The 9,846-nt window shown below is 30.3% G+C and carries 10 protein-coding genes and 3 pseudogenes; 8 read left to right on the forward strand and 5 right to left on the reverse strand.

Annotation, left to right across the window (positions count from 1 at the left end; translation table 11 throughout):
• The first annotated feature begins 482 nt into the window (after positions 1-482).
• From HMPREF2715_RS09770 to HMPREF2715_RS11910, 4 genes and pseudogenes are all read left to right on the forward strand, one after another.
• Positions 483-701, forward strand: coding sequence for a VraH family peptide resistance protein (locus HMPREF2715_RS09770; protein ID WP_011276556.1), 219 nt, complete (start codon positions 483-485; stop codon positions 699-701).
• A gap of 202 nt (positions 702-903) precedes the next feature.
• Positions 904-1,099, forward strand: a pseudogene (locus tag HMPREF2715_RS12325) (hypothetical protein).
• Between the two features lie 269 nt (positions 1,100-1,368).
• Positions 1,369-1,617 (forward strand): hypothetical protein, encoded by a 249-nt coding sequence (locus HMPREF2715_RS12100; RefSeq protein WP_070839938.1) that lies wholly within the window; start codon positions 1,369-1,371, stop codon positions 1,615-1,617.
• Positions 1,618-1,965: 348 nt separating this feature from the next.
• Complete coding sequence (locus HMPREF2715_RS11910; RefSeq protein ID WP_011276560.1) at positions 1,966-2,061, forward strand: type I toxin-antitoxin system Fst family toxin; 96 nt, start codon at positions 1,966-1,968, stop codon at positions 2,059-2,061.
• Between the two features lie 142 nt (positions 2,062-2,203).
• Here the strand turns inward: HMPREF2715_RS11910 and HMPREF2715_RS09780 are convergent, their stop codons facing one another.
• Entirely contained in the window at positions 2,204-2,974 is a 771-nt protein-coding gene (locus HMPREF2715_RS09780) for an ABC transporter permease (protein ID WP_011276561.1), read from the reverse strand.
• A gap of 1 nt (position 2,975) precedes the next feature.
• On the reverse strand, positions 2,976-3,671 hold the full coding sequence (locus HMPREF2715_RS09785) for an ABC transporter ATP-binding protein (protein WP_011276562.1): 696 nt from the start codon (positions 3,669-3,671) through the stop codon (positions 2,976-2,978).
• Between the two features lie 535 nt (positions 3,672-4,206).
• On the opposite strand from HMPREF2715_RS09785, the gene msr(A) reads away from it, so the two are divergent.
• Together msr(A) and HMPREF2715_RS09795 are read left to right on the forward strand one after the other, a co-directional pair.
• Positions 4,207-5,673 carry an ABC-F type ribosomal protection protein Msr(A) gene (msr(A), locus tag HMPREF2715_RS09790; RefSeq protein ID WP_000438873.1) on the forward strand — a complete coding sequence of 489 codons (1,467 nt, stop codon included), beginning with the start codon at positions 4,207-4,209 and terminating at the stop codon, positions 5,671-5,673.
• A gap of 98 nt (positions 5,674-5,771) precedes the next feature.
• Positions 5,772-6,671: an Mph(C) family macrolide 2'-phosphotransferase gene (locus HMPREF2715_RS09795; protein WP_000196697.1), complete on the forward strand. Its 900-nt coding sequence runs from the start codon at positions 5,772-5,774 to the stop codon at positions 6,669-6,671.
• Between the two features lie 526 nt (positions 6,672-7,197).
• On the opposite strand, the pseudogene HMPREF2715_RS11915 reads toward HMPREF2715_RS09795, so the two are convergent.
• The 3 genes and pseudogenes from HMPREF2715_RS11915 to HMPREF2715_RS09805 all read right to left on the reverse strand — a co-directional run.
• A pseudogene (locus HMPREF2715_RS11915) lies at positions 7,198-7,281 on the reverse strand (ATP-binding protein); the annotation flags it as partial.
• A complete protein-coding gene (locus HMPREF2715_RS09800; RefSeq protein ID WP_011276563.1) occupies positions 7,282-7,818 on the reverse strand; it encodes a hypothetical protein in 537 nt (178 codons plus the stop codon).
• Positions 7,819-7,831: 13 nt separating this feature from the next.
• Entirely contained in the window at positions 7,832-8,413 is a 582-nt protein-coding gene (locus tag HMPREF2715_RS09805; protein ID WP_011276564.1) for a TetR/AcrR family transcriptional regulator, read from the reverse strand.
• 204 nt (positions 8,414-8,617) lie between these two features.
• Between HMPREF2715_RS09805 and HMPREF2715_RS09810 the strand changes: the two are divergent.
• Positions 8,618-9,196: pseudogene (locus HMPREF2715_RS09810) on the forward strand (recombinase family protein).
• 130 nt (positions 9,197-9,326) lie between these two features.
• A partial coding sequence (locus tag HMPREF2715_RS09815; protein ID WP_070839941.1) for a recombinase family protein occupies positions 9,327-9,846 on the forward strand: 520 nt, incomplete at its 3' end.

Genomic DNA, 9,846 nt, shown 5'->3' on the forward strand with positions numbered 1-9,846 from the left:
TAGTCACTGGTTTTGCTCAAATTTTTGTTTGTGAAATTAGCATATATTTATTTGGCTCATATTTGCGTTTTAAGAACCAATATAAGTTTTTGGTATAAAACTCCCCCTAAATCTTCAAAATCCCCCCTTAAAATTCAAAATAAAGGTATTTAAAAATAACAAAATAAAAAATCGACTAGCAAAAACTAGTAGCTCAAATCTTAGTTAAATTTTGATGTAGTATTAATTTTTATATCTACGCTACAACGTCGATTCTAGTTCGTGCAGTATTAATTTTTATATCTGCGCCACAACGCCGATTCTTTAAAACTAAGATTTAAAATAAAAAATCGACGCAGGTCGATTACGAATTTGCACTAGCGTTTGGAACAAACGTATAAGTGCGCCCTTACGGGATTTAACTAGATTATAACGACGAAAAACAGACCTGTAAAGCGATAACTATTGTGATAAAGTTTGCTAAAAAGGAGTGTTTTATTTTTATGACTATCAAACAGATTGTGAATGATTTATTAAATAAAAAATGGTCTTTAGAAGATTTGTTTTGGTTAATTTTTATGTGTGTAATATTTAGTTCTTTTACTACACCATTTTTAGGTATTCCGTTTGGTATTATTGCTTATTTTATACTTTTTTATAAAGATGATGACCTTGATGAGATGAAAGAAAAATATGATTTACAAGATAAAGATAAAAAGTAGACTACGCATTTGTGCCGAGAAAATTTATTGTGCGTTGAGAAGAACCCTTAACTAAACTTGGAGACGAATGTCGGCATAGCGTGAGCTATTAAGCCGACCATTCGACAAGTTTTGGGATTGTTAAGGGTTCCGAGGCTCAACGTCAATAAAGCAATTGGAATGAAGCAACTATGTTAAAATTTTAAAAAAAGGAGTGTTTGCTTTGAATAAAAAGACTGTTCTAGATAAAGGCTATTTTATAGCGACTATCTTAAATATTTTCTTTTTACTTGGACTGATTTTTATATCTCGTTTGGAAAATTTATATATTAATTCCGTATGTCATTGTGATGGGAATAAATGCTGTTTATTTAGTTGTTAAGGCAGTTAAAATTAATGAAAATAAGTCTAGTGTTTAGAGGGGTATTTGAAACTCGTTTTCTCTCGTTTCAAAAACCACAAAAAAGTGAGGTTATTTCATGTTTATCGAAAAATTAAAATGCGATAACTGCAAAAAAGAAATAAGCAAAAATGAAAATATAACAATACATACAAACACAGAAAAACTGAACGGAATAACCAATCTAAAAAGTTGGGCTAAAAATCAAAAAGTATTATGTGAAACATGCTCAAAATAAAGCAATTTAATTAGTAACATGATTTTGGGATGTAGAAAGGAGTTGCAAAAGTGGTAAAAAGTTTTATTAAATCTTTGTTAGAGTCTGTTGTTGTATTGATCGGAATATCAATAGTCTTATGGTTGTTGAATAAAATTGAAGTCGATGCCAGAGGGATTGATAATGTTATTAGCGAATCTCAATATAACAGTTTTGCTTTTGTGGATTTTTTTGATCTAGAGATATTCAATATTGCTTTTTGTATTCTTATTATTATTTTAGTAATTTATATTCTCGTTAAAACTGTATTGAAAAAATAGGCTGGTTTTGAACGAGTGAAACGAGTTTCTTCTTGTCTTGCTTTCAATGAATATACAATTACTACCATAACTTCTAAGTTTAAGTAACTGTAAATCGATTGATTCACTTTTAGATAGATGACGAATATAACCAATTTTAGACATTAAATTATCTCCTTTAGGATGTAGTAAAATTTGAAGTTATCTATATTTTATTAAAATTAAGTTTATTATTATTGATTTTTGATATTTATATAGACGTAAAATGACTTATCGGAAGTTACCTATTATCGAATATTCAGAGATGATATAATATACAGGTCGCCTATCTCTCAGGCGTCAATTTGACGTAGGGAGGAGGTGTTATTCATGTTGGAAATCTTTGTTCACATCACGACCACAGTCATCAGTGGTTGTATTATTGCGTTATTTACGCATTGGCTGCGTAATCGCAAGAAAAAATAGGCGACAATAGCCACACCTACAAAAATCCCCTCACTATTTGCGGTAGTGAGGGGATTGGTGTATCCATGTTGGATTCTTTGTTACGTGTATTATAACATCATAGTGTAGAGAAATGCAAAATTATAAAGTGTGTTGAGTTAGATTAGACATTTTTCTTTTTAAAGACAAATACTACGAGGATTAAGAAAATAATAATATAAACAATATTACCAATAAATAATTCATGCAGTTCTAATTTTGTGAATTTTTTCATGTTTTTATCAACAATTTGAACCATAATATTCATCATACTAATAGGGTTCCATTTTAACCATTCCCATTTATCTACAACAATTGTTAATATACCTGACAAAATTGAAGTGGCAAAATACAATACAATACCGACAGCAATAGAGACACCGGGACTTTTCATTGCACATGAAATTAATAAGGTGATACTTAAGACTAACCATGTTCCAACATATGTACCTAGTCCAGTTAATAACATTTTACTTAATAACGATAACGCATCACCCTTACTTTCAAGGAGATTGATATCGTTGAAGAAAATAGCCCATAGAATAATTCCTACAACAATACTAATAATAAAATACAGTAGTGAAAAAAGTATTAATGTAATAATTTTACTAATAATAATGCTTGTTCTCGTATATTTTCGATAGAGAAGATTTTTAATTGTACCATGATAAAACTCCATTGAAATAATGGTGCTGGCTTGAATAATTAATAAAAAGATAAACCATGAAAAACCACTAAATGCTGATTCAATAGATGATTGTGGAGAAAAAATATCATCATAGTTTTTAGATATTATAGCTTGAACAACCATTAATAACATAATGATAATTGGTATAATAAACGTCGATTTCTTTTTAAACAATTTAAAACATTCTTGCTTAATTAAAGTGCCCATTTTACGATTGATCCTCCTTATCAATGATACTTAATAATACATTTTCTAAATCGTTATCTTTATATTGGTTTAATTCTTCTTCGGTAGTTTCAGTAACAATTTTACCTTTGTTGATGATAAGGATAGAATTGGTGATTTTTACTAACTCACTTAATATATGGCTAGAAATTAAAAAGGTAATGCCCTCTTCCGCTTTTTTTACAATGAGTTCTCTAACATCTCTTACAGCCCTAGGATCTAACCCATTCATAGGTTCATCTAAAATAATTAATTGGGGTTGATTTAAGAAGGCTATTGCAATACCTAATTTTTGTTTCATACCCAAGGAATATGTTTTTGCTTTATTATGTATATACTCATCCATTTTAAGTTGAGAGACAATTGTATCAATATCTTGAGTATTTTTAGTTTCATTTAGTAGTTTAAGATTGTCATAGCCTGACATAAAGGGATATATTCCTGGATTTTCAATCAATGCACCAACGTTACTTTTTTTATGCTTATTTTCAATAACTTCAAAGTTACCTTCTTGGTAAATCGAGTAGCCTAATATAACTTTCATCAAAGATGTTTTTCCTGCCCCATTTGCTCCAACAAGACCGACAATCTGTCCTCGTTTTAAATTTAAAGAAATATCTTTGAGAATAGTCTTATTACCTATCTTTTTTGTTAAATGTTCTACTGTTAAAACATCCATACAATCATCTCCTTTTTAATTATTTAGATATATTTTAAATCTCAACTTAATGTATCATAAAAAAATAAATTATTTAAATACATGTTGAGATACATAAATATAAATTAAACGAAGTGCTGTATTTTATGAGTACACTCTAAATTAAGGAGATGTATAATCAATCTAAAATTGTATTTTTATACTTTTGTTATATAATCTTTCTACTTAGAGATATATTGTAAAAAAACCAACAAAATGTTATATTAACATTACTATTTTATCGATGAAGGAGGATTAAAATGACAGCTTCTATGAGACTCAAATAAACCTTTTTGAATACAAAACTAAATTAATTCAAAAAGGCTTGTCCGCAATACACACTCATAGGATGACTTATGTCATTTTTTATCCTTCGATAGGAATAATAAACGCTTTCAAATACTAAAACATCATAATAAATTTTTAAGTGTTTGAAAGTGTAATGTGAATGAGACGGGAGTAGCCTGTCTCATTTTTTTGCGTACACGTCCTTTAAATATACAAGGAGTGTATAAATATGGAACAATATACAATTAAATTTAACCAAATCAATCATAAATTGACAGATTTACGATCACTTAACATCGGTCATCTTTACGCTTACCAATTTGAAAAAATAGCACTTATTGGGGGTAATGGTACTGGCAAAACCACATTACTAAATATGATTGCTCAAAAAACAAAACCAGAATCTGGAACAGTTGAAACGGTTGGCGAAATTCAATATTTTGAACAGCTTAACATGGATGTGGAAAATGATTTTAACACGTTAGACGGTAGTTTAATGAGTGAACTCCATATACCTATGCATACAACCGACAGTATGAGTGGTGGTGAAAAAGCAAAATATAAATTAGCTAATGTCATATCAAATTATAGTCCGATATTACTTTTAGATGAACCTACAAATCACTTGGATAAAATTGGTAAAGATTATCTGAAAAATATTTTAAAATATTACTATGGTACTTTAATTATAGTAAGTCATGATAGAGCACTTATAGACCAAATTGCTGACACAATTTGGGATATACAAGAAGATGGCACAATAAGAGTGTTTAAAGGTAATTACACACAGTATCAAAATCAATATGAACAAGAACAGTTAGAACAACAACGTCAATATGAACAGTATATAAGTGAAAAACAAAGATTGTCCCAAGCCAGTAAAGCTAAACGAAATCAAGCGCAACAAATGGCACAAGCATCATCAAAACAAAAAAACAAAAGTATAGCACCAGATCGTTTAAGTGCATCAAAACAAAAAGGCACGGTTGAGAAGGCTGCTCAAAAACAAGCTAAGCATATTGAAAAAAGAATGGAACATTTGGAAGAAGTTGAAAAACCACAAAGTTATCATGAATTCAATTTCCCACAAAATAAAATTTATGATATCCATAATAATTATCCAATCATTGCACAAAATCTAACATTGGTTAAAGGAAGTCAAAAACTGCTAACACAAGTACGATTCCAAATACCATATGGCAAAAATATAGCGCTCGTAGGTGCAAATGGTGTAGGTAAGACAACTTTACTTGAAGCTATTTACCACCAAATAGAGGGAATTGATTGTTCTCCTAAAGTGCAAATGGCATACTATCGTCAACTTGCTTATGAAGACATGCGTGACGTTTCATTATTGCAATATTTAATGGATGAAACGGATTCATCAGAATCATTCAGTAGAGCTATTTTAAATAACTTGGGTTTAAATGAAGCACTTGATCGTTCTTGTAATGTTTTGAGTGGTGGGGAAAGAACGAAATTATCGTTAGCAGTATTATTTTCAACGAAAGCGAATATGTTAATTTTGGATGAACCAACTAATTTTTTAGATATTAAAACATTAGAAGCATTAGAAATGTTTATGAATAAATATCCTGGAATCATTTTGTTTACATCACATGATACAAGGTTTGTTAAACATGTATCAGATAAAAAATGGGAATTAACAGGACAATCTATTCATGATATAACTTAAAAACTATACACTAATTTATATTGAATATTAGGTTCATTTATATCAATATAAAAAATACGTTCACAAGAAAAATATAATAGAAATAAGGATCCAATAAAATGACTCGACATAATGAAATTATTAAATGTGCAGAAAAATATCAATTACACATCCAACCTCAAACAATCTCATTGAATGAATCGGGACTTGATTTTCAAGTTGCATTTGGAAAAGATAAACATGGAGTAGAATGGGTTTTGAGACTACCAAGAAGACCTGACGTTTATAAACGAACAAAACCCGAAAAACAAACGGTAGACTTCTTACAGAAGAATGTTTCATTTGAAATACCGAAGTGGAAAGTACATGCAAAAGACCTTATTGCTTACCCAAAACTTACAGGTAAACCCGCAGCCACAATAGATCCAGAAATACAAAATTATGTATGGGAAATTGAACACAAACCATTACCAGAAAACTTTATTAACACATTAGCTGAAACACTCGTAGATTTACACAACATACCAGAAGAAAACATTAACGTTCAGCATATAAATATCAAAACCATACAAGAAATAAAAAATGACTTTCAAAGAAGAATGAATAAAGTTAAAGAAACTTATGGCGTATCAGATGAATTATGGAACAGATGGAAACAATGGTTAGAAAACGACGAACTATGGCCTCGACATGCGACCATGATACATGGGGACTTACATCCAGGACATATAATGGTAGATAACCAAGCAAACGTCACAGGTCTCATAGACTGGACTGAAGCAACCCACTCCGACCCATCAATGGACTTTATAGGACACCATCGTGTATTCGACGACGAAGGATTAGAGCAACTTATAACAGCATACGGTAAAGCTGGAGGTGAAATATGGCCACGAATGAAAGAGCATATAATAGAACTCAATGCAGTATTCCCAATGTTTATCGCTGAGTTTGCTATGGAATCAGGAGAATCGGCGTATGAAACGATGGCATTGAAAGAGTTAGGTATGAAAGAGTAGAACTTATATTAAAAGAGGCCCATTTTAAAGACGAAGGCAATCCTGATGAAATTTTAAAACTGCGTTTAATTAGTGATGGTCTTTGGTTTTCTATAATGTATTAAATATCTGGACATGGAACAAATGCAACAAATGGAAAGAATCGTTTTCGAAATTTCTAACTCCTTAAATCAGGAGGATAAATAAACGGTCATTTTCATTGAAAGCACTTATATAAATTTCATCAATTTTAATACCTACCGTAAATACATTTCATAAGTATTAAACAGATGATTAAAATTTTTAGTTAATTTAAATATTTATGATAGAGATGACCTTCAAATGAACGGTTCTGTTACAAAGAAAAAATCTATATTTATTTTTAGTAAGTTTTAATTATAGATATGTACACTTTGAGTACACCATAATCATACAAAATAAGTTATTGAATTTATAGTAACTTGTCACTTTATTCAATATATGAGAATGACTTTACCTAATCAATGAGAAAAGCAACGCACTATATTAAAATGCGTTGCTTTTTCTATTATCGAATACCTATAACTAAACTATCTCTAACTGTTTCTATAACTTCTGTACTTATTTTATCTAAACCATTTATATCCATAATTTAATTTCTTTTTGGAGGCCACACAAAATATGAAATACAAATAATTAAGTCTATAATAATAACAATTGTCCAAATATGGATAACACCATCCATAGCTTCTGTACGACTTTTATCATTAATCAAATAAACAACTAAATGTAAAATCCCAGTACCTATAATGTAAGACAGTAAATGTTTCAACCAACTTTTAGCATAGTTTTTAGAGTAATCTAAACCGTCAAGTTTATAAGGTTTGGAACCTTGCTTCATCACATAATATCTAAATCTATCATCTGCCCAATTTATCATGCTTTTGCCAAAGACAAGAGAAATTGAAATATAAACTGCTGCTATAGCATGTGGCATTTCAGCTGTTGCACCATTCATAAGGTCTACAACCGTTGTTATAATAAGTATTAAATCTATAATAGGCGTAAGTGCAAGAAAGAATAAACCCAATGTTTGTTGATTTAAGATATATCTTGTTACTAAACCAAGTAATATTACAAACCAAAAGGCTATTTCACAAAAAATTATAAGCCATGCTATAAAGTTCACGGGCCGTCCTCCTTTATTGCGTTAATCTAACTATTTCTTCATCTACAATGATTTGAATATCATCGTTTGAAACACCGTTTGGATTAAGCAATTTATGTAAAGCTAAACCGTCAATTAATGCATGTAATTTCATCGAATTAAGATGAATATTCACATTGTTCTTCAACAAATGATCGTTTTTTAATAATGTCAAAATACTATTACATAATTGGTCTAACCCATCATCAAGTGTACTTTGACCGTACTCATGTATGTCATTGCGAAACGCCATCCAAACTTCCATATCAGCTAGTCTCTCTTTATCCAATGGTAGTACTGTTAATAAACTCGCTTTTGCTTTATCTATTGTAGTAAGGTTTTCAGATTTAAATATTGCTTCAATTCTCCTCCTTACTTTTAATTCTACTGTAGACATTACAGCATTTAATAACTCTGAATGATTCGGAAAATAATATCTAATCTGTCCAGGTGTCATATCAGCTAATTTCGCAATTTGTCTTACAGTAGATCCCTTAACTCCTTTTTCTACAATGGAGTCGAAAGCGTATTGAATGATTTGTTTTTTCTTTTCTTTATGATTAATTATTTTTGGCATACCTATATGTTAACACATTTTAATACACTTGTATTAAAAAAGTGTACAGAATACAACCATTTTCTGTACACTCGTTTTTTATGTCTAAATAAGTATGTATTACATAGAATTATGTGTTCAAAAACCCAACAAATAATCTATGTTCACAAAAGACCTTGTCATTAAGTTATGGTACACTGAAGGTGTATATAGGAGGTTTGTATTTTGAAAATAGGTTATGCAAGAGTTTCAACTGGTTTGCAAAATTTGAATTTGCAGGAAGATCGATTAAATCAATATGGTTGTGAAAAAATATTTAGCGATCACATAAGTGGAGCAAAAAGTAAACGTCCTGGTTTAGATAGAGCCATTGAATTTGCGAGGTCAGGAGATACGATTGTTGTTTGGAGACTAGATAGACTAGGACGTAACATGGCAGATTTAATCACATTAGTTAATGAACTTAATAATCGAGGCGTGAGTTTTCATAGTTTAGAAGAAAATATAACAATGGATAAATCAAGTTCTACAGGACAATTGTTATTTCATTTATTCGCAGCATTTGCAGAGTTTGAACGTAATTTAATTTTAGAACGTTCTTCAGCGGGGCGAATTGCAGCTCGTGCTAGAGGACGCTATTGAGGTCGACCCGAAAAATTAAATAAACGAGATTTGACTTTACTCAAAACACTTTATGATAATGGAACCCCAATTAAAACTATTGCAGAGCAATGGAAAGTTTCACGTACAACAATCTATCGTTATCTCAATAAGTTAAATAACCAAGAAATTAAAGATAAATAAAAATATTACTAAGTTTTAAGAAAACTAAAAAACCAGACAGGATACACCCTAATCACACAAAATAAGTTGTTGAATTTATAGTAACTCAAACGTATGATTAGGGTGTATATTAATTATAGAGTGAAGATGAATGATTATAGGTTATGCAAGAGTATCTTCGATAGATCAGAATCTAGAGAGACAGCTAGATAATTTGAAAACATTTGGCGTAGAGAAAATATTTACAGAGAAACAATCGGGAAAGTCAGTAGAAAATAGACCCGTATTTCAAGAAGCACTTAACTTTGTGAGAATGGGCGATAGATTTGTAGTAGAATCGATTGATCGCTTAGGTCGTAATTATGATGAAGTGATTAACACAGTTAATTATTTAAAGGATAAAGAAGTTCAATTGATGATTACTAGTTTACCTATGATGAATGAAGTCATTGGCAATCCTTTATTAGATAAGTTTATGAAAGATCTAATCATTCAAATATTAGCAATGGTTTCAGAACAAGAACGAAATGAAAATAAACGTAGACAAGCGCAAGGTATTCAAGTTGCGAAAGAAAAAGGTGTATATAAAGGGCGTCCGTTACTTTATTCAACGAATGCTAAAGATCCTCAAAAACGTATTATTTATCATCGAGTTGTAGAAATGTTAGAAG

Origin of the sequence: Staphylococcus sp. HMSC062A01, assembly GCF_001836805.1 — a bacterium.
Taxonomy (GTDB): Bacteria; Bacillota; Bacilli; order Staphylococcales; family Staphylococcaceae; genus Staphylococcus; species Staphylococcus haemolyticus.